Here is a 22,182-nt window from a genome sequence, read left to right on the forward strand (position 1 = left end):
GGAGGTGGCAAGTGAAGAACGATGTCCATGACTTGATGTTGGTGCTCGAATCAAGGCTTCGATTGGTGGTGATTGAATCCTGGGATGAGCGGCGTGTGTTGGAAACCTTATCCGGCCTGGCTGTCAGCCGCGGTTTAACGCTTCACCTCTGGTCCGTGACGGAGGGACTCAGGCATTTGACGTTTGGCGGTGAGTCGCTGGATGCCGGTGAAAGCTGCCAGCCGGAGGTCGCGTTAAAACGGGTTAAATACGATCCGCTTGGCAGTCTCTATGTCTTCTGTGACTTGCATCCATTTCTTGACGAGCCCCGCCTGGTGCGCTTGCTGAAGGAAATTGCCATGGCCCAGGGCCCGTCGGCCTCCACGCTGGTTCTGGTATCTCACGCGGTCAAATTACCAGCTGAAGTTCAGCGCTATGCTGCGCGGTTTTGCCTGGCGTTACCCAGTGAGGAAGAGCTGTTGAGCATCGTTCGCGAAGAGGCGACGCACTGGAGCGAGCGAAATCGTGGCGCCCGGGTGCGTACCGACAATCGCACCTTGCAGCAGGTAGTTAAAAACCTGCGCGGCCTCAGTCATGCCGAGGCGCGCACCCTGGCGCAGAGCCTGATATGCGATGACGGCGCAATCACGCAAGACGATCTTCCCGCGCTCAACCGCAAGAAATTCGAGCTGCTGGATATGGAGGGGGTGCTGGGCTATGAGCACGAAACCGCGCGTTTCGCGGATGTGGGCGGGCTGCCGAACTTCAAGCGCTGGCTGGGTGAAAGGCAAGCAGCCTTTCTCGCGCCGCAGAGTGGTGATATGCCCCGAGGTGTCATGCTCGTCGGTGTGCAGGGCGGCGGTAAGAGCATGGCAGCTAAGGCTGTAGCGGGCCTCTGGGGCTTGCCATTGCTGCGCTTGGATTTTGCTTGTCTGTACAACAAGTTTTTCGGCGAGACCGAGCGAAATCTGCGCGAAGCGCTGAAGCTTGCCGAGAGTATGGCGCCTTGCGTGCTCTGGATGGACGAGCTGGAAAAGGGACTAGCGACGGGCGAGATGGATGGCGGGGTCAGCCAGAGGGTTTTGGGGACGTTACTCACCTGGATGGCTGAGCGCGATGCACCGGTATTTATGGTCGCAACTGCCAATGCGGTGGACCGCCTCCCGCCGGAGCTTTTGCGCAAGGGACGCTTCGACGAGCTGTTTTTCGTTGACCTGCCTGACGAGGCGGTCCGCGCCGAGATTTTCCGTGTTCATTTGCAGCGTCGCGATCTGGAACTCGGAAACTTCGATTTGTCTGCATTGGCGCGTGCATGTGATGGCTTCTCCGGGGCAGAGATAGAGCAGGTTGTCGTGGCTGCCGTATACGCTGGACAGGCGCAATCACGCGAAGCAGATCAAAACATGCTGTTGGAGTGCATCCGGGGGACCTCGCCGCTTTCCGTGCTAATGGCGGAGCAACTGGAAAAGTTACGAGGTTGGGCTTCAGAGCGCACCGTATTGGCCTGATGCGGACGTGGTGCCGCGCCAGCTTTTGCAGAGCAACTAATCGGACGCCGAGACAGCTGTCTCAAGGGGACATCGAGCGATATGCCAATGGGATGTCCATCACCGTTGCGGCAACCAGCGTTGCGAGAGCTGCATGGCGTTGCGCTGGGCGGCACGATATTCAGCATCCAACCGGGCAATCAGTGCTTCTGTGCTTGGCAAATCACGTATCTCCCCAACGCCTTGCCCAGCAGACCAGACTGTCTTCCAAGCCTTTGCCTCATCGCTGACCGGCTTTAGTTTTTCTCCGTAATTCATTTCACCCTTGCTTTTCAGGCGCTCCTCGTCGAAACCGGCCTGCTGCAGGCTTTGACGGAGGAAGCTTGCCGGTACGCCTGAAACGGCGGCCGTATGGACAATGTCCGCGGCATGCGCCTCCATTAGCATCTGCTTGTACTCATTCGAAGCCTGGCTTTCACGGGTCGCAATGAAGCGGGTCCCCATATAGCCGAGGTCGGCGCCCAGCAACTGCGCCGCGAGTATTTCATGGCCATGGTTGAGGCAGCCTGACAGAAGCAATGTCTTCTCGAAGAATTGGCGGATCTCGGCAATCAGCGCGAACGGGCTCCAGGTGCCTGCATGCCCGCCGGCACCGGCCGCGACAGCAATAAGGCCATCGACTCCGGCTTCGGCTGCCTTCTCCGCATGGCGTCGTGTAGTGACGTCATGGAAGACCAGACCGCCGTAGCTATGGACCGCATCGACCACCTCCTTCACCGCGCCGAGACTGGTGATGACGATTGGGACTCGCTGTTCCACGCAGATGGAAAGATCAGCCTGCAGCCGGGGGTTGCTGTGGTGAACGATCAGGTTCACGGCATAGGGCGCAGGCTTATCTACGCCGTAAAGAAGCTGATCGATTTCCTGTAACCATTCTCTGAAACCACTGCTTTCCCGCTGATTGAGCGCAGGAAAGCTCCCAACCACCCCGTTACGGCAGCAGGCGGCTACCAGGGCCGGGTTGGATACAAGAAACATTGGAGCGGCAACCAGAGGCAGGCGAAGACGTTCTTCTAGCAGAGAGGGAAGTGACATGCCGGATTTCCTTAGTCGATTCAGAACGGTTTAACGACCACCAAGATGACAATGGCTAAAAGCAGTAGCACAGGAAACTCATTGAACCAACGGTAGAACACATGCCCGTGTCTATTTTCATTGCGAGCGAAGCGCTTCAGCTGTGCGCCGCATACGTGGTGATAGCCAATCAGAATGACGACCAACGCCAGCTTGGCATGCAGCCAGCCGCCGCTACTGAATAGCGCAGGGTTCAGCGCGATCATGCCGATCCCGAACAGTAGCGTGGCGATCATCGAGGGAACCATGATGCCCCGATACAGCTTGCGCTCCATGATCTCGAAACGCTCTCGACTGACGGCGTCCTCGCTCATGGCGTGATAGACAAACAGCCTCGGTAAATAAAACAGCCCCGCGAACCAGCAAACGATTGCAACGATGTGGAGGGCTTTCAGCCAGAGATAAAGCATCGAAAATTCCTTGTTTGAAAATGGCCGGATAGTAGTGGCTGAACGTCCACGCGTCATCCAAGTGGTTGGCCCAGGGCGCAGGCACCTTTATCATCCCATTCTTTACTGTTTCACTGCGCGAGGCAGCTCATGATCAAAGTCGGAATTGTTGGCGGCACAGGCTACACCGGGGTTGAACTGCTGCGCCTGCTTGCGCAGCACCCGCAGGCCGACGTGGTCGTGATTACCTCCCGCTCCGAGAATGGCATGAAGGTGACGGACTTGTACCCGAACCTGCGTGGCCATTACGACGAGCTCGCCTTCAGTGTGCCGAATACCGAGACGCTAGGCGCCTGTGATGTGGTGTTCTTCGCCACGCCACATGGTGTTGCTCATTCTCTGGCCGCAGAGCTGCTGAACACAGGTACACGGGTTATCGACTTGTCTGCTGACTTCCGTTTGCAAGATGCGGATGAGTGGGCCAAATGGTATGGGCAGCCGCATGGCGCGCCAGCCCTTCTGCCAGAAGCGGTTTATGGCCTTCCAGAAGTCAATCGCCAGCAGATCAAGGGCGCCCGCCTGATTGCTGTTCCGGGGTGTTACCCGACCGCTACGCAGCTCGGTTACCTGCCACTGCTGGAACACGGCCTGGCGGATAATTCCCGGCTGATTGCCGATTGCAAATCCGGTGTCAGTGGGGCTGGCCGTGCCGCGAAAATCGGCTCCTTGTTCACTGAAGCGGGGGAAAGCATGATGGCCTATGCGGTTAAAGGTCATCGCCATCTGCCTGAAATCACCCAAGGGCTCCGTCGTGCAGCAGGAGGGGATATCGGACTGACGTTCGTACCGCACTTGACACCGATGATCCGGGGCATTCATGCCACGTTGTACGCCACTGTGTCCGACACCTCGGTAGATCTGCAGGCCTTGTATGAGCAGCGTTACACCAACGAGCCGTTCGTCGACGTGATGCCGGCCGGAAGTCATCCAGAAACGCGCAGCGTGCGCGGGGCTAACATGTGCCGGATCGCCGTTCACCGGCCGCAAGGGGGGGATTTGGTGGTCGTGCTGTCGGTCATCGACAACCTCGTCAAGGGCGCGTCCGGTCAGGCGCTACAGAACATGAACATCATGTTCGGCTTGGACGAGCGTCTCGGCCTCGGCAACGCTGCATTGTTGCCGTAATCGTAGGGCGGGTCGTCCTCGGGAGTGGCATCGTCCGGTGTGGTCAGTAACTGATGAATAGTTGACCAATTTTGTAGGAGAAGCCGATAATGCAGCGTCCACGCAGTAATGTGCGCTCCCGCGCCAGGAGAACCAAATGAGTGTCGAATCCTTCACGCCCACCGCGATTCAGTTTAGTCAGGGTGCTGCGAGCAAGGTGAAGAGTCTCGTCGACGAAGAAGGTAACCCGCGACTGAAACTGCGAGTCTTCGTCACGGGCGGTGGTTGCTCTGGTTTTCAGTACGGTTTCACGTTCGACGAAGATATGGCTGACGATGACACCATCATCGAGCGCGAGGGCGTGAGTCTCGTTGTCGATCCGATGAGCTACCAGTATCTGGCTGGAGCCGAAGTGGATTACCAAGAGGGGCTGGAAGGTTCCCGCTTCGTCATCAAGAATCCCAACGCCACAACGACCTGCGGTTGCGGTCAATCCTTTTCGATCTAGTGTCGGGCCGCTGCAACCTAACACCGTGCCCAGCGCGGTGTTTTTGTGAGTGCATTACGCGAAGCGAGCGGGTATGGCGAGTGTCAGGCAGGGTAGATCGCGCCAAGTATTCGCGGCCCAGTGGCGCCCGTTACACTCGGTCGGTTGGCGGCTATGCCTTCGATACAGCAATGCGCCAGCCAGCCGAAGGCCATGGCTTCGATCCAGTCCGGCTCTATACCGCATTGAGAGGTACTCATCACCTGGCTTTCAGGCAGTAACGCTTGAAGCCTTTGCATCAATGCGGTGTTATGTGCGCCGCCACCGCAGACCAGCACGTCTTCGGTATCCGGCTGGGCTGCCCTTACGGAATCAGAAATGCTCCGAGCGGTAAGTTCCAGTAGGGTGGCTTGTACATCGACAGGTGAGGTAGCTGAGCGAGAGGCTAGATGAGCTTCTAGCCATGGCAGGTTGAAAAGTTCGCGCCCGGTGCTCTTCGGCCCTTGAACAGCGAAGAAGCTGTCGCTCAGCAACTGCGCAAGAAGCCCTTCGTCCACTAGTCCGCTCGACGCCCAGTCGCCGTTTCGGTCGAACGATTGATTCTTGTGGCGCTGAACCCAGGCGTCTAGAAGTACATTGCCCGGCCCGCAATCGAAGCCGCGTATTGTCCTAGCCGGGTGGATGAGGCTCAAATTGCTGAATCCGCCAATGTTCAGAATGGCTCTGATTCGAGCGGCGTCGCCAAACACCGCTTCATGAAACGCCGGGACTAACGGCGCACCTTGTCCGCCGGCGGCTACGTCGCGCCGACGGAAATCGGTTACGACGCTGATGTTGGTCAGCTCAGCAAGCAGCGGAGCATGACCAATTTGAACAGTAAACCCGCGTTTCGGCTCATGCCGTATCGTCTGCCCGTGGCTTCCGATTGCTCGGATCGCCGCGGCCTCGATGCGGCTTTTGCTAAGTAGCGTATGTATTCCTTCACTCGCCAGCTCGGCCCAAGCTTGTTCCGCAGAGGCTACCCGGGCGATTTCGTCATCGCCAGGTGAGCACAGTGTCAGCAAGTCCTGCCGTAACCCTTGCGGCATTGCCTCGTAATGTGTGTCGACTAGCGTTGTCCGCTGGCTCTGCTCGACTAAAGCGAAATCGAGGCCGTCCAGACTGGTACCTGACATGACCCCGATATAGAGCGGCATTACTCGTTCTTCAGTGCCAGCATGGTTGCGCGTTCTTCATCCATGCGTGCCATCAATGGCTTGCTCAGTTGAAGAAAACGTTGTTTCTCGTTCTTCGCAATAGGGTCCGCCATGGGCAGCTTCAGGCCCAGAGGGTCGACATGCACACCATCAACTTGGAACTCATAGTGCAGGTGTGGACCGGTAGATAGGCCTGTTGTGCCAATGTAGCCGATGATCTGCCCTTGCTTCACGGATGCTCCGTTGCGTACGCCCTTGGCGAATCCTTGCATATGCGCGTAGAGCGTGCGGTAGCGATTGCCATGCTGAATGACTACGGTGTTGCCGTATCCGCCTTTGCGGCCAGCGAGAAGCACTTTACCGTCACCCGCGCTCTTTATCGGGGTACCGTGTGGGGCGGCATAGTCCACGCCTTTATGAGCCCGGATTTTGTTCAGGATCGGATGTTTGCGGCCGTTAGAAAAACGGGAGCTGATGCGCGCGAAATCCACCGGCGTTCGAATAAAGGCCTTGCGCATGCTGTTGCCATCAGCCGTGTAATAGCTGCTGGTGCCCTGCTTATTAGTGTAGCGAACCGCTGTATAGCTTTTGCCGCGGTTGGTAAAGCGAGCAGCGAGAATGTTTCCGGTTCCTACCTTCTCGCCAGAAACGGTCTTCTGCTCATAGACCACCTCGAAGGAGTCGCCTTTACGTATATCCATGGCGAAATCGATGTCGTAGCCGAACACGTTGGCCAAATCCATCGTCAGATTGTGGCTGAGGCCCGCGCGTTTCGCGGCGAGGAATAAGCTGCTGTCGATACGCCCATAGGCAAATGCCGTCACCACGTCAGGCTTCACTTGCTCTTTCTTGAACACGTAGCCTTTATCGGACCGTTCCAGCTGCACGCTTTCTAGCTTGCTCAATGGGCTGCGCAGCTTCGAAAGGTTGCCTTGCTCGTCAAGTTCGAATTCGAGGCGCTGGCCGACCTTCAGGCGTGTGAGCTGTTTGGCTTCTTTGCTGCTCGATAGAACCTCGTGAACTGTTGCTGGAGGTAGACCTACTTTTGCAAATACGGTCGATAGCGTATCGCCATTAGCGACAACCACCTCTTTAGAGAGAGGATTCGCTTCAACCGCCGGTTCATGGGGTGCTGGTGAGACTGATTGAATCTCGGGCTGAGCGGTGCCTTCTATCTGAGCAAACGGGGTCTCTGCGGATGCGCTCACAAGAGGGTCCGCGATGGAAGTCACCTGCTCGGTGGAGGTTTCGATGCGAAGATCTAAAAATGTTTTCTTCGCTTCGACTTCACGGGATGGGAATACAAGGAGTGCCAGGCTCAGAAGCGCAGCTACACCGCTTGCAGCCAGGAGATGGCTTTTCGGGTAGAGAGGTGCTTTCGATTTTGAATAGGTCATTAGATGTCTGAAAGTATCTGGCGATTATTTGTACAGGAAAAATAGTTGCCTAAAATATAACCAAAGTACCGCTGTGGCAACCCTTGGGTGGCCTGGCTGGTCAGTGGTTCGCGTTCTTAAGCGTTGAATTTTCCCTGTGTTCTTGTAAGGTTGACCGCCTTTAATTTTGTGATCGGGGCTCCAATGAAGTCGGTTCAAGAGCAGCTATCTGTCATAAAGCGGGGCGCTGACGAAGTGCTCGTCGAGTCCGAGCTGATCGTTAAGCTCGAACGCGGCCGTCCTCTTCGAGTCAAGGCCGGATTCGACCCGACGGCTCCAGACCTTCATCTTGGCCATACCGTACTCATTAATAAGCTGCGGCAGTTTCAGGAGCTGGGGCATCAGGTTGTCTTCCTTATAGGTGACTTCACTGGAATGATCGGTGATCCGAGTGGCAAAAGTGCAACGCGACCGCCATTGACGCGTGACCAAGTTCTTGAAAACGCGGAAACGTACAAAAGTCAGGTTTTCAAAATTCTTGATCCAGCCCAAACGGAGGTGGCATTCAACTCGTCCTGGATGGATCAGCTATCACCATCTGATTTCATTCGGCTGGCGTCGCAATACACCGTTGCCCGAATGCTTGAGCGAGACGATTTCAGTAAGCGTTATTCGACAAATCAGCCAATCGCGATACATGAGTTTCTTTATCCCCTAGTCCAGGGCTATGACTCCGTTGCGTTGCAAGCTGATGTTGAGCTGGGCGGCACTGATCAGAAGTTCAACCTGCTGATGGGGCGGGAGTTGCAACGCTCATACGGGCAAGAGTCGCAGTGCATTGTCACCATGCCGCTTCTCGAGGGTCTCGATGGTGTGAAAAAGATGTCCAAGTCGCTCGGTAACTACGTCGGAATCCAGGAAGCGCCTGGCGTGATGTATGGAAAGCTGGTGTCGATTCCTGATGAGCTGATGTGGCGCTATTTTGAATTGCTTAGTTTTCGCGATATGGCGGAGATTGCCGAGTTTCAAGCGGACGTGGCGCGCGGTGCAAATCCCCGGGATATTAAGATCAAGCTAGCAGAAGAGATCGTTGCCCGTTTCCATGGCGAGGAAGCTGCCGCGACAGCTCATCGCTCGGCCGGTAACAGGATGAAGGAGGGCGAGCTGCCTAAGGACATTCCAGAGATTGAGCTGCGCTCTGCTGAAGATATGCCTGTTGCTTCGGTACTGAACCGGGCGGGCCTCGTGAAGAATGCGGCGGTAGCTCGTGATCTACTCGCTTCGGGTGGTGTGCGAGTGGAGGGTGAGATTGTCGATCGGGCGTTCATCTTCAGAGTCGGGCATACCTACGTATGCCAAGCGGGTAAAAAGGCGTTCGGACGAATTTCGCTTAAAGCTGAATAAAACCCAAACCAACCGTTGACGTGACATTCTGACCCCCTATAATGCGCACCTTCTCCGGCGCAGGCCTTTGGCGAAACCTCTTGTAAATCAAGAAGTTAGCGAAAATAAAGGCTTGCACGGATGGCGAATTCGAGTAGAATGCGCCGGGCTGACAGGGTGGCGGTTTCGCGCTGTTGGTGGCTTCGGTCAGGTTGGTCGGAGGTGGTTGAAAGAGGTGGTTGACAGCGGTTTTAGACGCTGTATGATTCGCCTCCCGCTGACGAGAGACGCTAGGTTGATCGGAAGCGCAAGCGGTTGAGAAGAAAGAAAAACTTCTTCAAAAACAGCTTGACGAGACACAAGGCTGCTGTAGAATGCGCGGCCTCGGTTGAGACGAAAGACTTGATCGAAACGCTCTTTAACAACTGAATCAAGCAATTCGTGTGGGTGCTTGTGAGGTAAGACTGATAGTCAGCAAGATTATCAGCATCACAATGTACTCAACGAGAAATCATTGAGTGCTCTTCTTGAGGGTGACCTTTGGAAGAGATTGCGATTGCTGAGCCAAGTTTAGGGTTTTCTCAAAACCCATGCAGTATTGAACTGAAGAGTTTGATCATGGCTCAGATTGAACGCTGGCGGCAGGCCTAACACATGCAAGTCGAGCGGATGAAGAGAGCTTGCTCTCTGATTCAGCGGCGGACGGGTGAGTAATGCCTAGGAATCTGCCTGATAGTGGGGGACAACGTTTCGAAAGGAACGCTAATACCGCATACGTCCTACGGGAGAAAGCAGGGGACCTTCGGGCCTTGCGCTATCAGATGAGCCTAGGTCGGATTAGCTAGTTGGTGAGGTAATGGCTCACCAAGGCGACGATCCGTAACTGGTCTGAGAGGATGATCAGTCACACTGGAACTGAGACACGGTCCAGACTCCTACGGGAGGCAGCAGTGGGGAATATTGGACAATGGGCGAAAGCCTGATCCAGCCATGCCGCGTGTGTGAAGAAGGTCTTCGGATTGTAAAGCACTTTAAGTTGGGAGGAAGGGCATTAACCTAATACGTTAGTGTTTTGACGTTACCGACAGAATAAGCACCGGCTAACTTCGTGCCAGCAGCCGCGGTAATACGAAGGGTGCAAGCGTTAATCGGAATTACTGGGCGTAAAGCGCGCGTAGGTGGTTTGTTAAGTTGGATGTGAAAGCCCCGGGCTCAACCTGGGAACTGCATCCAAAACTGGCAAGCTAGAGTATGGCAGAGGGTGGTGGAATTTCCTGTGTAGCGGTGAAATGCGTAGATATAGGAAGGAACACCAGTGGCGAAGGCGACCACCTGGGCTAATACTGACACTGAGGTGCGAAAGCGTGGGGAGCAAACAGGATTAGATACCCTGGTAGTCCACGCCGTAAACGATGTCGACTAGCCGTTGGGATCCTTGAGATCTTAGTGGCGCAGCTAACGCATTAAGTCGACCGCCTGGGGAGTACGGCCGCAAGGTTAAAACTCAAATGAATTGACGGGGGCCCGCACAAGCGGTGGAGCATGTGGTTTAATTCGAAGCAACGCGAAGAACCTTACCAGGCCTTGACATGCAGAGAACTTTCCAGAGATGGATTGGTGCCTTCGGGAACTCTGACACAGGTGCTGCATGGCTGTCGTCAGCTCGTGTCGTGAGATGTTGGGTTAAGTCCCGTAACGAGCGCAACCCTTGTCCTTAGTTACCAGCACGTTATGGTGGGCACTCTAAGGAGACTGCCGGTGACAAACCGGAGGAAGGTGGGGATGACGTCAAGTCATCATGGCCCTTACGGCCTGGGCTACACACGTGCTACAATGGTCGGTACAAAGGGTTGCCAAGCCGCGAGGTGGAGCTAATCCCATAAAACCGATCGTAGTCCGGATCGCAGTCTGCAACTCGACTGCGTGAAGTCGGAATCGCTAGTAATCGTGAATCAGAATGTCACGGTGAATACGTTCCCGGGCCTTGTACACACCGCCCGTCACACCATGGGAGTGGGTTGCTCCAGAAGTAGCTAGTCTAACCTTCGGGAGGACGGTTACCACGGAGTGATTCATGACTGGGGTGAAGTCGTAACAAGGTAGCCGTAGGGGAACCTGCGGCTGGATCACCTCCTTAATCGAAGACTTCAGCTTCTTCATAAGTTCCCACACGAATTGCTTGATTCACTAGCGAAAAGCGATTGGGTTTCGACCCGAGAGAGACGATTGGGTCTGTAGCTCAGTTGGTTAGAGCGCACCCCTGATAAGGGTGAGGTCGGCAGTTCGAATCTGCCCAGACCCACCAATTGTCATGGGATGTGGCCGATCTGTAGATGGGGCCATAGCTCAGCTGGGAGAGCGCCTGCTTTGCACGCAGGAGGTCAGCGGTTCGATCCCGCTTGGCTCCACCATTAACTCGATAATCGCTGAAAGCACAGAAATGAATGTATTCCTTAGGGAGTGTATTGATTTCTGGTCTTTGCGCCAGTAACTGTTCTTTAAAAATTTGGGTATGTGATAGAAGTAGATTTGAGTGGTCACTTTCACTGGTGATTATTCAAGTCAAGGTAAAATTTGCGAGATGCTCGAGAGAGCAAAATGCGGATTTTCGGCGAATGTCGTCTTCACGTTATAGACAGTAACCAGATTGCTTGGGGTTATATGGTCAAGTGAAGAAGCGCATACGGTGGATGCCTTGGCAGTCAGAGGCGATGAAAGACGTGGTAGCCTGCGAAAAGCTTCGGGGAGTCGGCAAACAGACTGTGATCCGGAGATGTCTGAATGGGGGAACCCAGCCATCATAAGATGGTTATCACACACTGAATACATAGGTGTGTGAGGCGAACCAGGGGAACTGAAACATCTAAGTACCCTGAGGAAAAGAAATCAACCGAGATTCCCTTAGTAGTGGCGAGCGAACGGGGACTAGCCCTTAAGCTTCTTTGATTTTAGCGGAACGCTCTGGAAAGTGCGGCCATAGTGGGTGATAGCCCTGTACGCGAAAAGGTCTTAGAAGTGAAATCGAGTAGGACGGAGCACGAGAAACTTTGTCTGAATATGGGGGGACCATCCTCCAAGGCTAAATACTACTGACTGACCGATAGTGAACTAGTACCGTGAGGGAAAGGCGAAAAGAACCCCGGAGAGGGGAGTGAAATAGATCCTGAAACCGTATGCGTACAAGCAGTGGGAGCCTACTTTGTTAGGTGACTGCGTACCTTTTGTATAATGGGTCAGCGACTTATTTTCAGTGGCGAGCTTAACCGAATAGGGGAGGCGTAGCGAAAGCGAGTCTTAATAGGGCGTCTAGTCGCTGGGAATAGACCCGAAACCGGGCGATCTATCCATGGGCAGGTTGAAGGTTGGGTAACACTAACTGGAGGACCGAACCGACTACCGTTGAAAAGTTAGCGGATGACCTGTGGATCGGAGTGAAAGGCTAATCAAGCTCGGAGATAGCTGGTTCTCCTCGAAAGCTATTTAGGTAGCGCCTCGTGTATCACTGCTGGGGGTAGAGCACTGTTTCGGCTAGGGGGTCATCCCGACTTACCAAACCGATGCAAACTCCGAATACCAGCAAGTGTCAGCACGGGAGACACACGGCGGGTGCTAACGTCCGTCGTGAAAAGGGAAACAACCCAGACCGTCAGCTAAGGTCCCAAAATCCTGGTTAAGTGGGAAACGATGTGGGAAGGCTCAGACAGCTAGGAGGTTGGCTTAGAAGCAGCCACCCTTTAAAGAAAGCGTAATAGCTCACTAGTCGAGTCGGCCTGCGCGGAAGATGTAACGGGGCTCAAACCAGGTACCGAAGCTACGGGTTCATCGTAAGATGAGCGGTAGAGGAGCGTTCTGTAAGCCTGTGAAGGTGAGTTGAGAAGCTTGCTGGAGGTATCAGAAGTGCGAATGCTGACATGAGTAACGACAATGGGAGTGAAAAACTCCCACGCCGAAAGACCAAGGGTTCCTGCGCAACGTTAATCGACGCAGGGTGAGTCGGTCCCTAAGGCGAGGCTGAAGAGCGTAGTCGATGGGAAACGGGTTAATATTCCCGTACTTCTAGTTACTGCGATGGGGGGACGGAGAAGGCTAGGCCAGCTTGGCGTTGGTTGTCCAAGTTTAAGGTGGTAGGCAGAGGTCTTAGGTAAATCCGGGATCTTAATGCCGAGAACTGATGACGATCCTTCTTTTAGAAGGAGAAGTGGTTGATGCCATGCTTCCAGGAAAAGCCTCTAAGCTTCAGGTAACTAGGAACCGTACCCCAAACCGACACAGGTGGTTGGGTAGAGAATACCAAGGCGCTTGAGAGAACTCGGGTGAAGGAACTAGGCAAAATGGCACCGTAACTTCGGGAGAAGGTGCGCCGGTGAGGGTGAAGGGTTTACCCCGTAAGCTCATGCCGGTCGAAGATACCAGGCCGCTGCGACTGTTTATTAAAAACACAGCACTCTGCAAACACGAAAGTGGACGTATAGGGTGTGACGCCTGCCCGGTGCCGGAAGGTTAATTGATGGGGTTAGCGCAAGCGAAGCTCTTGATCGAAGCCCCGGTAAACGGCGGCCGTAACTATAACGGTCCTAAGGTAGCGAAATTCCTTGTCGGGTAAGTTCCGACCTGCACGAATGGCGTAACGATGGCGGCGCTGTCTCCACCCGAGACTCAGTGAAATTGAAATCGCTGTGAAGATGCAGTGTATCCGCGGCTAGACGGAAAGACCCCGTGAACCTTTACTATAGCTTTGCACTGGACTTTGAATTTGCTTGTGTAGGATAGGTGGGAGGCTTTGAAGCGTGGACGCCAGTTCGCGTGGAGCCAACCTTGAAATACCACCCTGGCAACTTTGAGGTTCTAACTCTGGTCCGTTATCCGGATCGAGGACAGTGTATGGTGGGTAGTTTGACTGGGGCGGTCTCCTCCTAAAGAGTAACGGAGGAGTACGAAGGTGCGCTCAGACCGGTCGGAAATCGGTCGTAGAGTATAAAGGCAAAAGCGCGCTTGACTGCGAGACAGACACGTCGAGCAGGTACGAAAGTAGGTCTTAGTGATCCGGTGGTTCTGTATGGAAGGGCCATCGCTCAACGGATAAAAGGTACTCCGGGGATAACAGGCTGATACCGCCCAAGAGTTCATATCGACGGCGGTGTTTGGCACCTCGATGTCGGCTCATCACATCCTGGGGCTGAAGCCGGTCCCAAGGGTATGGCTGTTCGCCATTTAAAGTGGTACGCGAGCTGGGTTTAGAACGTCGTGAGACAGTTCGGTCCCTATCTGCCGTGGACGTTTGAGATTTGAGAGGGGCTGCTCCTAGTACGAGAGGACCGGAGTGGACGAACCTCTGGTGTTCCGGTTGTCACGCCAGTGGCATTGCCGGGTAGCTATGTTCGGAAGAGATAACCGCTGAAAGCATCTAAGCGGGAAACTTGCCTCAAGATGAGATCTCACTGGAGCCTCGAGCTCCCTGAAGGGCCGTCGAAGACTACGACGTTGATAGGTTGGGTGTGTAAGCGCTGTGAGGCGTTGAGCTAACCAATACTAATTGCCCGTGAGGCTTGACCATATAACACCCAAACAATTTGATGTTTGCGTGTCAGACGGTTGAAGTCGACAAACAAACCGAAAAGACGCATCGCTCGCAAAGCAAAAGCAATACCGAAACACCATCACATACCCAATTAGGGGAAGCGACTCAACACCGATTCCCCAACCGAATTGCTTGACGACCATAGAGCGTTGGAACCACCTGATCCCATCCCGAACTCAGTAGTGAAACGACGCATCGCCGATGGTAGTGTGGGGTCTCCCCATGTGAGAGTAGGTCATCGTCAAGCTTCTACACCAAACCCCCGATACTCGTAAGAGTACCGGGGGTTTGTCTTTGCGCAGCGGAAAACGCGCTCTTACCTGGCCGTATCGCTATGATGTCCGCTCGCTGGCTAGGGGGTCTTATGTACGAGTTATTGCGGCTGCTCGCTGACGGCCGCTTTCATTCCGGTGAAGAGCTTGGTGCGGTGCTTGGTATGAGTCGCAGTGCAGTGTGGAAGCATGCTCGCCGGCTTGAAAGTCAGTTGGGTATCGCGCTGTTTAAAGTACCAGGAAAAGGGTACCGTCTGGCCGGCCCGCTCTCCCTTTTGAGTCAAGAGGCACTTTCAGATGTGATGAACAGCCTAGGGTGGAGGTTGTTCCTCCATGACTCAGTTGACTCTACCAATGCCGAAGCGTTGAGGCTGCTGCAGTCAGGAGTGTTGGCACCGTTGGTGGTGATGGCGGAGGGTCAAACCGGTGGAAGGGGCCGTAGGGGTCGAGCGTGGGTAAGTCCTCCAGCAGAAAATATTTACTTTACGCTGTGCGTCAAAATAACAAACGGGGCTCAAGGGCTTTCCGGTCTGAGCCTCGTAACAGGCTTGGCGGTGTTACAGGCCTTGCGCAATATTGGTGTTGAAGATGTGGGTCTTAAATGGCCAAACGACATATATGCAGGCGGTAAGAAGATCGCCGGTATCCTCTTGGAGTTGACTGGCGATCCAGCGGATGTATGTCATGTTGCTATTGGTATCGGAGTCAATGTCAATATGATTTCCGATGCTGTCGATATCGATCAGCCATGGACATCGATCAGAGCCCAGTTGGCGAAATTGGTAGACCGGGTGGGTGTGGCTCTCTTAATTGCTGAGTCTCTGCATCGGTACTTAGAGAGGCACGCATATGCAGGCTTCGCCTCCCTTCGCGACGAATGGGAGGCAAATGATCTTTGGAAGGGTAGGCGCTGTACCTTAAGTACTGGCACTCGACAAATCAAAGGCGTGATGATGGGTGTGAACAAGTTGGGTGAGCTAAGGCTTCTGGTTGATGGTGAAGGTGAGCAGCATTTTAGTGGCGGTGAGCTTAGCTTGAGGCTCAACCATGATTCTTGAGCTGGATTGCGGGAACAGCTACATCAAATGGCGTGTTCTTTCAGGCATTGGGGGGGCGGGGGTTGCCCACGGGGTCTCAGCTCAGGTGGGCGATGTCATTCGGGCTATTCTGGATAGTGATGTCGGGCCAGTCACACGTGGTCGTTTGGTAAGCGTACGAGGTGACGGCGAGACCCAAGCAATCATAGATGCGATATCTACGGACCTTAATATACGTCTGGACAAGGCCCATTCAGAAAAGGCAGTCGCTGGCGTCGTAAATGGCTATCGCGATCATCAGCGCCTTGGCTTGGACCGGTGGCTAGCTATCGTGGCTGCTTATGATATGTGCCGTGGGGCATGCCTAGTTATTGATCTCGGGACCGCAATCACTGTTGACTATGTTGCTCATGATGGCACGCATCTCGGAGGCTATATTGCACCGGGGGTAGCTATTCTTCGCGCGAAGCTCCTTGATCACACTCGGCGTATCCGGTACGACGAGGCCGAGGCCGAGCTCGCGCTGACAAACGTCGCCCCTGGCAAAAGTACCGCCGAGGCTGTGGAGCGTGGGTGTTTGATTATGGCTCGTAGCTATATTTCTACTCAGATTGCGGCCGCTGCGGACTATATGGAGGACGGATTTGTCACCTTTGTTACCGGGGGCGATGCAGCGTTAGCAACTGATCTTCCTGGCGTGAAGTATGTGCCGGATCTTGTCTTCAGAGGTTTAGCGATAGCCTGTCCCTAATGAGGTGTCGATGCGCTGGCTTTTAATATTTTTAGTGGCAGCCAATTTGCTGTTTTATCTGTATCAGATCAATCAGGCGCCGCCGGTGGCCGGCCAAATTGCGGCGCTTGAAGTCCCTTCTCGAGGGGAAGGCATCCAGCTGTTGAGTGAGACAGCCCCGCTGAGTCCTCGTCAGGCCACACAAAACCCGGATACCGCCTGTCTATTTCTCGGGGGTTTCGATCAAGAATCAATGGCCTTGGCGGTTGAGCAGCGGTTGCTCAGTTTGGATATCGATTCGCGGGTTGAGCCGGCTGATGAAGCGGCCGGTGTCGACTATTGGGTATATCTGCCGCCGCTTGTGTCCCGGCAAGCGTCGTTACGCCAGCTGCGAGAGCTCCAGTCACGGAATATCGATAGCTACATCATCACTGTTGGGGACTTGACCAATGGGATCTCACTGGGGATTTTCTCGCGCAAAGACTCTGCGGAAAGTGTGGTGAGCCGTTTGAACGGTGTGGACTACGTTGCGTCAATCCGGGAGCTGCCTCGAACTCACCGCCGTTATTGGGTGCGGGTGTCCAGTGATAGTCAACGCTTGCTGAACGACGAGTTGCTTGCTGAGCTCAACAGAGATTTTCCTGACCTCGAACATCGACAAATGCCGTGTTCAGCCGTTGCAACTTCCTCATAGTTTAAATAGAATGGCGCCCGCTCAGCAGCATGCCTTATCAGGTGACGCTGCTGAGCGCTGTCAAAGAGCCTAACCTCAGGTTTTTAATGAAAAAACTCTTGACAGTAAGAGGGTAGGCATTGAGAATGCCGCCTCGTTTTGGAGGGGTTCCCGAGCGGCCAAAGGGATCAGACTGTAAATCTGACGTCATCGACTTCGAAGGTTCGAATCCTTCCCCCTCCACCAGATTTTAGCGTAGGCCTCAGCTAGCGCGGGTATAGTTTAGTGGTAGAACCTCAGCCTTCCAAGCTGATGATGCGGGTTCGATTCCCGCTACCCGCTCCATGTTTAAAATGTCTACGCGGCAAGATTTGCTCATGTAGCTCAGCTGGTAGAGCACACCCTTGGTAAGGGTGAGGTCAGCGGTTCAAATCCGCTCATGAGCTCCAACTCCAAAGGCAGATATGTATATATCTGCCTTTGTTTTAATGGTGGCGTGACTAGCTCAATTCAACGATGGGAGACGGTCTCGATGGCTAAAGAAAAATTCGAACGTAACAAACCGCACCTGAACGTCGGTACCATTGGTCACGTTGACCATGGCAAAACCACGCTCACCGCTGCACTGACCAAGGTCTGTGCGGAAACCTGGGGCGGCTCTGCGCGTGACTTCTCGCAGATCGACAACGCGCCGGAAGAGAAGGCTCGTGGTATCACCATCAACACCTCCCACGTTGAATATGATTCCTCGATCCGTCACTACGCACACGTTGACTGCCCAGGCCACGCTGACTATGTGAAGAACATGATCACCGGTGCTGCGCAGATGGACGGCGCGATCTTGGTTTGCTCTGCTGCTGACGGCCCGATGCCTCAGACTCGCGAGCACATCCTGCTGTCCCGTCAGGTTGGTGTTCCCTACATCGTTGTCTTCCTGAACAAGGCTGACATGGTGGACGACGCCGAGCTGCTGGAGCTGGTCGAAATGGAAGTGCGTGACCTGCTCAGCACTTACGATTTCCCAGGCGACGACACGCCGATCATCATCGGTTCAGCGCTGATGGCTCTGAACGGCCAGGATGACAACGAAATGGGCGTATCGGCCGTGCGCAAGCTGGTTGAAACTCTGGATAGCTACATTCCAGAGCCTGAGCGTGCCATCGACAAGCCATTCCTGATGCCGATCGAAGACGTGTTCTCCATCTCTGGTCGCGGCACTGTTGTGACCGGTCGTGTTGAGCGCGGTATCGTCAAGGTTCAGGAAGAGATCGAAATCGTCGGCATTCGTGACACGACCAAGACCACCTGCACCGGTGTTGAGATGTTCCGTAAGCTGCTCGACGAAGGTCGTGCGGGTGAGAACGTCGGCGTGCTGCTGCGCGGTACCAAGCGTGATGACGTCGAGCGTGGTCAGGTTCTGGCCAAGCCGGGCACCATCAAGCCGCACACTAAGTTCGAAGGCGAAGTCTACGTCCTGAGCAAGGAAGAAGGCGGCCGTCACACGCCGTTCTTCAAGGGCTATCGTCCGCAGTTCTACTTCCGGACCACCGACGTGACCGGTAACTGCGAGCTGCCAGAAGGCGTTGAGATGGTAATGCCGGGCGACAACATCAAGATGGTTGTCACCCTGATCGCCCCGATCGCCATGGAAGATGGCCTGCGTTTCGCAATTCGCGAAGGCGGCCGTACCGTTGGCGCTGGTGTGGTTGCCAAGATCATCGAGTAATCGGTTGATCTGATCTATTCAGGCCGGCATAATAGTCGGCCTGTCTCTTGTTAGGCCAGTAGCTCAATTGGCAGAGCGGCGGTCTCCAAAACCGCAGGTTGGGGGTTCGATTCCCTCCTGGCCTGCCACTTTCAATATCGAAATTGGCAGTTTTTACAGGGTTCTAGCAGATGAATATCAAGGCTGAAGCCAAAGACACGCGCTTCGATCTGGTGAAGTGGCTTGTTGTGGCTGCTTTGGTGGTTGTGGCGGTCGTAGGTAATCAGTATTACGCCGCAGAGCCGATTCTGTATAGGGTTCTCGCGTTACTCGTTCTTGCTGTGGTTGCTGCATTTGTAGCGCTGCAGACGTCTAAAGGTCGTTCCTTTTTCGTTTTGCTGAAAGAGGCGCGCGTTGAGATTCGTAAAGTCGTTTGGCCGACCCGTCAGGAAACCACTCAAACCACGTTAATTGTCGTTGCGGTTGTGCTGGTTATGGCGCTGCTGTTGTGGGGGTTAGATTCCCTGCTCGGTTGGCTGGTTTCTATGGTTGTAGGTTAAGGGTGTCCCGTGGCTAAGCGTTGGTATGTGGTTCATGCTTACTCGGGTTACGAGAAGCATGTCATGCGCTCGCTGGTTGAGCGTATCAAGCTTGCTGGTATGGAAGATCATTTCGGCGAGATTCTGGTTCCCACTGAAGAAGTGGTCGAGATGCGCAATGGGCAGAAGCGCAAGAGTGAGCGGAAGTTCTTCCCGGGCTATGTTCTTGTTCAGATGGATATGGCTGAAGGTGCTTGGCACCTGGTCAAAGACACGCCGCGAGTGATGGGCTTTATCGGTGGCACTGCTGATAAGCCTGCCCCGATTACCGATAAAGAGGCAGAAGCAATCCTTCGTCGCGTGGCGGATGGTAGTGACAAGCCGAAGCCCAAGACGCTTTTTGAGCCGGGCGAAGTTGTGCGTGTGGCCGATGGTCCATTTGCTGATTTCAACGGCGTGGTCGAAGAGGTCAATTACGAGAAGAGCCGCATTCAAGTTGCGGTTTTGATCTTTGGTCGCTCAACGCCGGTAGAGTTGGAGTTCAGTCAGGTCGAAAAGGTCTAGTTGAAGTATGCATCCCACACCCCGCAGCTGCTGGCTGCGGGGTTTTGTCGTCACTGGGATATTCAAGTGAATAGGGGAGCCGAAAGGCGCTAAAACCCGGAACGGAGTAGTTATGGCTAAGAAGATTCAAGCTTATATCAAGCTTCAGGTAAAGGCCGGTCAGGCCAATCCATCGCCACCTGTTGGGCCTGCGCTGGGTCAGCATGGCGTCAACATCATGGAATTCTGCAAGGCATTCAATGCCCGTACTCAAGGCCAGGAGCCTGGTCTGCCTACGCCGGTGATCATCACTGTCTATAGCGACCGTAGCTTTACCTTCGAGACTAAGAGCACGCCAGCTGCCGTTCTGCTGAAGAAGGCTGCGGGCATTACTAGTGGTTCTGCTCGTCCGAACACCCAGAAAGTCGGCACCGTTACTCGTGCTCAGCTGGAAGAGATCGCGAAGACCAAGAACGCTGATCTTACCGCTGCTGATCTTGAGGCGGCCGTGCGTACCATCGCCGGCTCCGCTCGCAGCATGGGCCTGAACGTGGAGGGTGTGTAATGGCTAAGTTGACTAAGCGTCAGAAGGCTTTCGCTGACAAGATTGAAGCAGGCAAGCAGTATGCATTTGAAGATGCAGCCACTCTGCTAGCTCAGCTGTCGGCTGTGAAGTTTACCGAGTCCTTTGACATCGCCATTAACTTGGGTGTGGATCCGCGTAAGTCTGATCAGGTTGTTCGCGGGGCTACCGTACTGCCGAACGGCACTGGCAAAAGTGTGCGAGTCGCTGTGTTTACTCAGGGCCCGGCCGCTGAGGCTGCTCTGGCTGCAGGCGCTGATCGTGTTGGCATGGACGAGCTGGCTGCCGAAATGAAAGGTGGCGACCTGAACTATGACGTTGTCATCGCTTCGCCTGACGCAATGCGTGTTGTTGGTCAGCTGGGTCAGATCCTAGGTCCGCGTGGACTGATGCCTAACCCGAAGGTTGGCACCGTGACGCCCGATGTAGCAACCGCCGTCAAGAATGCAAAGGCCGGTCAGGTGCGTTTCCGTACGGACAAGAACGGCATCATCCACACTTCAGTGGGCAAAGTTGGTTTTGAGGCTATGCAATTGAAGCAGAACGTCGAGGCGTTGCTGTCTGACCTCAAGCGCCTAAAGCCATCTACCTCTAAAGGTATCTATGTTAAGCGCGTGACCCTCAGCACCACCATGGGTCCGGGCCTTGTCATCGATCAGGCCTCCCTCGAGGCCTAATACTTAGGCGTCTCGCTCCGGCGAGGCGCTTTACAGATTGGGGTCCCTGCCTGGCGGGGGCTATCCAAGACCGTAGGCGACGAAGGTCTTAAACCGAAAGGGCTCTGCTTTTTCAAGCCTACGCAGAGGTGCTCCCGATTCGTACCGAATCAGACACCAAAACCCGTCCAGTCCCGACTGGGCGAACCGGTAACATCCAGGAGTAAAAACCCGTGGCAATCAAACTCGAAGACAAGAAAGCCATCGTCGCTGAAGTCAACGAGGCTGCCAAAGCTGCCCTTTCCGCTGTCGTGGCTGATGCCCGTGGCGTGACCGTGGGAGCCATGACCGGACTCCGTAAAGAGGCCCGCGATGCTGGTGTGTACGTACGTGTTGTGCGTAACACTCTTCTTCGCCGCGCCGTTGAAGGCACGCCGTACGACGTGCTCAGCGACGTGTTCAAAGGCCCGACCCTTATCGCGTTCTCCAATGAACATCCGGGTGCTGCTGCCCGTATTTTCAAAGAGTTTGCCAAGGGCCAGGACAAGTTCGAGATCAAGGCTGCTGCGTTCGAGGGTCAGTTCATCGCAGCCAACCAGATCGACGCTTTGGCAACCCTGCCGACCTATGACGAAGCTATTTCGCAGCTGATGAGCGTGATTCAAGGCGCTACCAGCAAGCTGGCTCGTACTTTGGCGGCCGTTCGCGACCAGAAAGAAGCTGCCGCTGCTTGACGCGCGGAAAGCACTTTCGATTTCTTTTAGATTAGATGGCCGCAGGCCGTCACTTATATACAGGAACAAGAGTCATGGCTCTGACCAACGAAGACATCATCAACGCCGTTTCCGAAATGTCTGTGATGCAGGTTGTTGAACTGATCAAGGCAATGGAAGAAAAGTTCGGCGTAACCGCAGCCGCTGCTACCGCCGCTGCTGCTGGCCCGGCTGCTGCCGCGGCTGAAGAGCAGACCGAGTTCAACGTTATGCTGCTGGAAGCTGGCGACAAGAAAGTCAACGTGATCAAGGCGGTACGCGAACTGACCGGTCTGGGTCTGAAAGAAGCCAAGGCAGTCGTAGACGGCGCCCCTGGCATGGTCAAGGAAGGCGTGTCCAAGGACGAAGCCGAAGCTGCCAAGAAATCCTTGGAAGAAGCTGGCGCCAAAGTCGAGCTCAAGTAAGCACGACCTTGCGTCTACAGCCGAAGCGACTCGCGTAAGGCTGATGGCTGGTGGCTTTTGCCACCGGCCTTTTTCCGTTATAGCTGCATGATGT

General features: G+C 54.6%; 18 protein-coding genes, 6 tRNA genes and 3 rRNA genes. 23 read left to right on the forward strand and 4 right to left on the reverse strand.

The annotated features are described in order from the left end of the window. Positions 1 to 11: 11 nt before the first annotated feature. Entirely contained in the window at positions 12 to 1,487 is a 1,476-nt protein-coding gene (locus tag K4O48_RS02680) for an AAA family ATPase (RefSeq protein ID WP_222910640.1), read from the forward strand. Between the two features lie 99 nt (positions 1,488 to 1,586). Here the strand turns inward: K4O48_RS02680 and K4O48_RS02685 are convergent, their stop codons facing one another. Then, positions 1,587 to 2,561, reverse strand: coding sequence for an NAD(P)H-dependent flavin oxidoreductase (locus K4O48_RS02685; protein ID WP_222910641.1), 975 nt, complete (start codon positions 2,559 to 2,561; stop codon positions 1,587 to 1,589). Positions 2,562 to 2,581: 20 nt separating this feature from the next. Then, positions 2,582 to 3,010: a protoporphyrinogen oxidase HemJ gene (hemJ, locus tag K4O48_RS02690; protein WP_222910642.1), complete on the reverse strand. Its 429-nt coding sequence runs from the start codon at positions 3,008 to 3,010 to the stop codon at positions 2,582 to 2,584. A gap of 129 nt (positions 3,011 to 3,139) precedes the next feature. Between hemJ and argC the strand changes: the two genes are divergently transcribed. Then, the gene (gene argC / locus K4O48_RS02695; RefSeq protein WP_222910643.1) at positions 3,140 to 4,174 is read left to right on the forward strand and encodes an N-acetyl-gamma-glutamyl-phosphate reductase; all 1,035 of its coding nucleotides are present in this window, start codon (positions 3,140 to 3,142) and stop codon (positions 4,172 to 4,174) included. Between the two features lie 136 nt (positions 4,175 to 4,310). After that, positions 4,311 to 4,661, forward strand: a complete 351-nt coding sequence (gene erpA / locus K4O48_RS02700) for an iron-sulfur cluster insertion protein ErpA (RefSeq protein ID WP_222910644.1) — start codon at positions 4,311 to 4,313, stop codon at positions 4,659 to 4,661. Positions 4,662 to 4,744: 83 nt separating this feature from the next. Here the strand turns inward: erpA and K4O48_RS02705 are convergent, their stop codons facing one another. Both K4O48_RS02705 and K4O48_RS02710 read right to left on the reverse strand, forming a co-directional pair. Then, a complete protein-coding gene (locus K4O48_RS02705; RefSeq protein ID WP_222910645.1) occupies positions 4,745 to 5,836 on the reverse strand; it encodes an anhydro-N-acetylmuramic acid kinase in 1,092 nt (363 codons plus the stop codon). After that, positions 5,836 to 7,233: a peptidoglycan DD-metalloendopeptidase family protein gene (locus K4O48_RS02710; RefSeq protein ID WP_222910646.1), complete on the reverse strand. Its 1,398-nt coding sequence runs from the start codon at positions 7,231 to 7,233 to the stop codon at positions 5,836 to 5,838. Before K4O48_RS02710 ends, K4O48_RS02705 begins: the two co-directional genes overlap by 1 nt. Positions 7,234 to 7,416: 183 nt before the next feature. On the opposite strand from K4O48_RS02710, the gene tyrS reads away from it, so the two are divergent. From tyrS to rplL, 20 genes are all read left to right on the forward strand, one after another. Beyond that, the gene (gene tyrS, locus K4O48_RS02715; protein ID WP_222910647.1) at positions 7,417 to 8,616 is read left to right on the forward strand and encodes a tyrosine--tRNA ligase; all 1,200 of its coding nucleotides are present in this window, start codon (positions 7,417 to 7,419) and stop codon (positions 8,614 to 8,616) included. 579 nt (positions 8,617 to 9,195) lie between these two features. Then, positions 9,196 to 10,732, forward strand: a 16S ribosomal RNA gene (locus tag K4O48_RS02720). A 91-nt stretch (positions 10,733 to 10,823) separates the two neighbouring features. Continuing rightward, positions 10,824 to 10,900 (forward strand) — tRNA-Ile (locus K4O48_RS02725). 30 nt (positions 10,901 to 10,930) lie between these two features. Then, a tRNA-Ala gene (locus K4O48_RS02730) sits at positions 10,931 to 11,006 on the forward strand. A 252-nt stretch (positions 11,007 to 11,258) separates the two neighbouring features. Next, positions 11,259 to 14,149: ribosomal RNA gene (locus K4O48_RS02735) — 23S ribosomal RNA — on the forward strand. 155 nt (positions 14,150 to 14,304) lie between these two features. After that, positions 14,305 to 14,420, forward strand: a 5S ribosomal RNA gene (gene rrf / locus K4O48_RS02740). Together the 16S, 23S and 5S rRNA genes with 2 tRNA genes alongside form the textbook arrangement of a ribosomal RNA operon. A 117-nt stretch (positions 14,421 to 14,537) precedes the next feature. Continuing rightward, positions 14,538 to 15,503, forward strand: coding sequence for a bifunctional biotin--[acetyl-CoA-carboxylase] ligase/biotin operon repressor BirA (gene birA, locus K4O48_RS02745; RefSeq protein ID WP_222910648.1), 966 nt, complete (start codon positions 14,538 to 14,540; stop codon positions 15,501 to 15,503). After that, complete coding sequence (locus K4O48_RS02750) at positions 15,493 to 16,233, forward strand: type III pantothenate kinase (protein ID WP_222910649.1); 741 nt, start codon at positions 15,493 to 15,495, stop codon at positions 16,231 to 16,233. The genes birA and K4O48_RS02750 overlap by 11 nt, the downstream gene beginning before the upstream one ends. A gap of 10 nt (positions 16,234 to 16,243) precedes the next feature. Further along, positions 16,244 to 16,906 carry an SPOR domain-containing protein gene (locus K4O48_RS02755; RefSeq protein WP_222910650.1) on the forward strand — a complete coding sequence of 221 codons (663 nt, stop codon included), beginning with the start codon at positions 16,244 to 16,246 and terminating at the stop codon, positions 16,904 to 16,906. Positions 16,907 to 17,046: 140 nt separating this feature from the next. Beyond that, a tRNA-Tyr gene (locus K4O48_RS02760) sits at positions 17,047 to 17,131 on the forward strand. 25 nt (positions 17,132 to 17,156) lie between these two features. Next, positions 17,157 to 17,230, forward strand: a tRNA-Gly gene (locus tag K4O48_RS02765). A 28-nt stretch (positions 17,231 to 17,258) separates the two neighbouring features. After that, positions 17,259 to 17,334: transfer RNA gene (locus K4O48_RS02770), tRNA-Thr, on the forward strand. Between the two features lie 83 nt (positions 17,335 to 17,417). After that, positions 17,418 to 18,611, forward strand: coding sequence for an elongation factor Tu (tuf, locus tag K4O48_RS02775; RefSeq protein ID WP_073301046.1), 1,194 nt, complete (start codon positions 17,418 to 17,420; stop codon positions 18,609 to 18,611). A 52-nt stretch (positions 18,612 to 18,663) separates the two neighbouring features. Beyond that, a tRNA-Trp gene (locus tag K4O48_RS02780) sits at positions 18,664 to 18,739 on the forward strand. Between the two features lie 42 nt (positions 18,740 to 18,781). Next, positions 18,782 to 19,150 (forward strand): preprotein translocase subunit SecE, encoded by a 369-nt coding sequence (gene secE, locus K4O48_RS02785; RefSeq protein WP_222910651.1) that lies wholly within the window; start codon positions 18,782 to 18,784, stop codon positions 19,148 to 19,150. A gap of 9 nt (positions 19,151 to 19,159) precedes the next feature. Then, positions 19,160 to 19,693 carry a transcription termination/antitermination protein NusG gene (nusG, locus tag K4O48_RS02790; RefSeq protein ID WP_168426162.1) on the forward strand — a complete coding sequence of 178 codons (534 nt, stop codon included), beginning with the start codon at positions 19,160 to 19,162 and terminating at the stop codon, positions 19,691 to 19,693. Between the two features lie 112 nt (positions 19,694 to 19,805). Further along, a complete protein-coding gene (rplK, locus tag K4O48_RS02795; RefSeq protein WP_041110223.1) occupies positions 19,806 to 20,237 on the forward strand; it encodes a 50S ribosomal protein L11 in 432 nt (143 codons plus the stop codon). After that, positions 20,237 to 20,932 (forward strand): 50S ribosomal protein L1, encoded by a 696-nt coding sequence (gene rplA, locus K4O48_RS02800; protein WP_222910652.1) that lies wholly within the window; start codon positions 20,237 to 20,239, stop codon positions 20,930 to 20,932. The genes rplK and rplA overlap by 1 nt, the downstream gene beginning before the upstream one ends. Positions 20,933 to 21,144: 212 nt before the next feature. Further along, positions 21,145 to 21,645: a 50S ribosomal protein L10 gene (gene rplJ / locus K4O48_RS02805; protein WP_222910653.1), complete on the forward strand. Its 501-nt coding sequence runs from the start codon at positions 21,145 to 21,147 to the stop codon at positions 21,643 to 21,645. Between the two features lie 74 nt (positions 21,646 to 21,719). Next, entirely contained in the window at positions 21,720 to 22,088 is a 369-nt protein-coding gene (gene rplL, locus K4O48_RS02810) for a 50S ribosomal protein L7/L12 (protein WP_222910654.1), read from the forward strand. Positions 22,089 to 22,182: the final 94 nt, after the last annotated feature.

Origin of the sequence: Pseudomonas sp. DNDY-54 (assembly GCF_019880365.1) — a bacterium.
GTDB lineage: Bacteria > Pseudomonadota > Gammaproteobacteria > Pseudomonadales > Pseudomonadaceae > Stutzerimonas > Stutzerimonas stutzeri_P.

Bases quoted from the DNA above. Each gene is read 5' to 3' on its own strand.
- K4O48_RS02685 (WP_222910641.1), bottom strand. From the start codon at position 2,561: ATGTCACTTCCCTCTCTGCTAGAAGAACGTCTTCGCCTGCCTCTGGTT.
- hemJ (WP_222910642.1), bottom strand. From the start codon at position 3,010: ATGCTTTATCTCTGGCTGAAAGCCCTCCACATCGTTGCAATCGTTTGC.
- argC (WP_222910643.1), top strand. From the start codon at position 3,140: ATGATCAAAGTCGGAATTGTTGGCGGCACAGGCTACACCGGGGTTGAA.
- erpA (WP_222910644.1), top strand. From the start codon at position 4,311: ATGAGTGTCGAATCCTTCACGCCCACCGCGATTCAGTTTAGTCAGGGT.
- K4O48_RS02705 (WP_222910645.1), bottom strand. From the start codon at position 5,836: ATGCCGCTCTATATCGGGGTCATGTCAGGTACCAGTCTGGACGGCCTC.
- K4O48_RS02710 (WP_222910646.1), bottom strand. From the start codon at position 7,233: ATGACCTATTCAAAATCGAAAGCACCTCTCTACCCGAAAAGCCATCTC.
- tyrS (WP_222910647.1), top strand. From the start codon at position 7,417: ATGAAGTCGGTTCAAGAGCAGCTATCTGTCATAAAGCGGGGCGCTGAC.
- birA (WP_222910648.1), top strand. From the start codon at position 14,538: ATGTACGAGTTATTGCGGCTGCTCGCTGACGGCCGCTTTCATTCCGGT.
- K4O48_RS02750 (WP_222910649.1), top strand. From the start codon at position 15,493: ATGATTCTTGAGCTGGATTGCGGGAACAGCTACATCAAATGGCGTGTT.
- K4O48_RS02755 (WP_222910650.1), top strand. From the start codon at position 16,244: ATGCGCTGGCTTTTAATATTTTTAGTGGCAGCCAATTTGCTGTTTTAT.
- tuf (WP_073301046.1), top strand. From the start codon at position 17,418: ATGGCTAAAGAAAAATTCGAACGTAACAAACCGCACCTGAACGTCGGT.
- secE (WP_222910651.1), top strand. From the start codon at position 18,782: ATGAATATCAAGGCTGAAGCCAAAGACACGCGCTTCGATCTGGTGAAG.
- rplK (WP_041110223.1), top strand. From the start codon at position 19,806: ATGGCTAAGAAGATTCAAGCTTATATCAAGCTTCAGGTAAAGGCCGGT.
- rplA (WP_222910652.1), top strand. From the start codon at position 20,237: ATGGCTAAGTTGACTAAGCGTCAGAAGGCTTTCGCTGACAAGATTGAA.
- rplL (WP_222910654.1), top strand. From the start codon at position 21,720: ATGGCTCTGACCAACGAAGACATCATCAACGCCGTTTCCGAAATGTCT.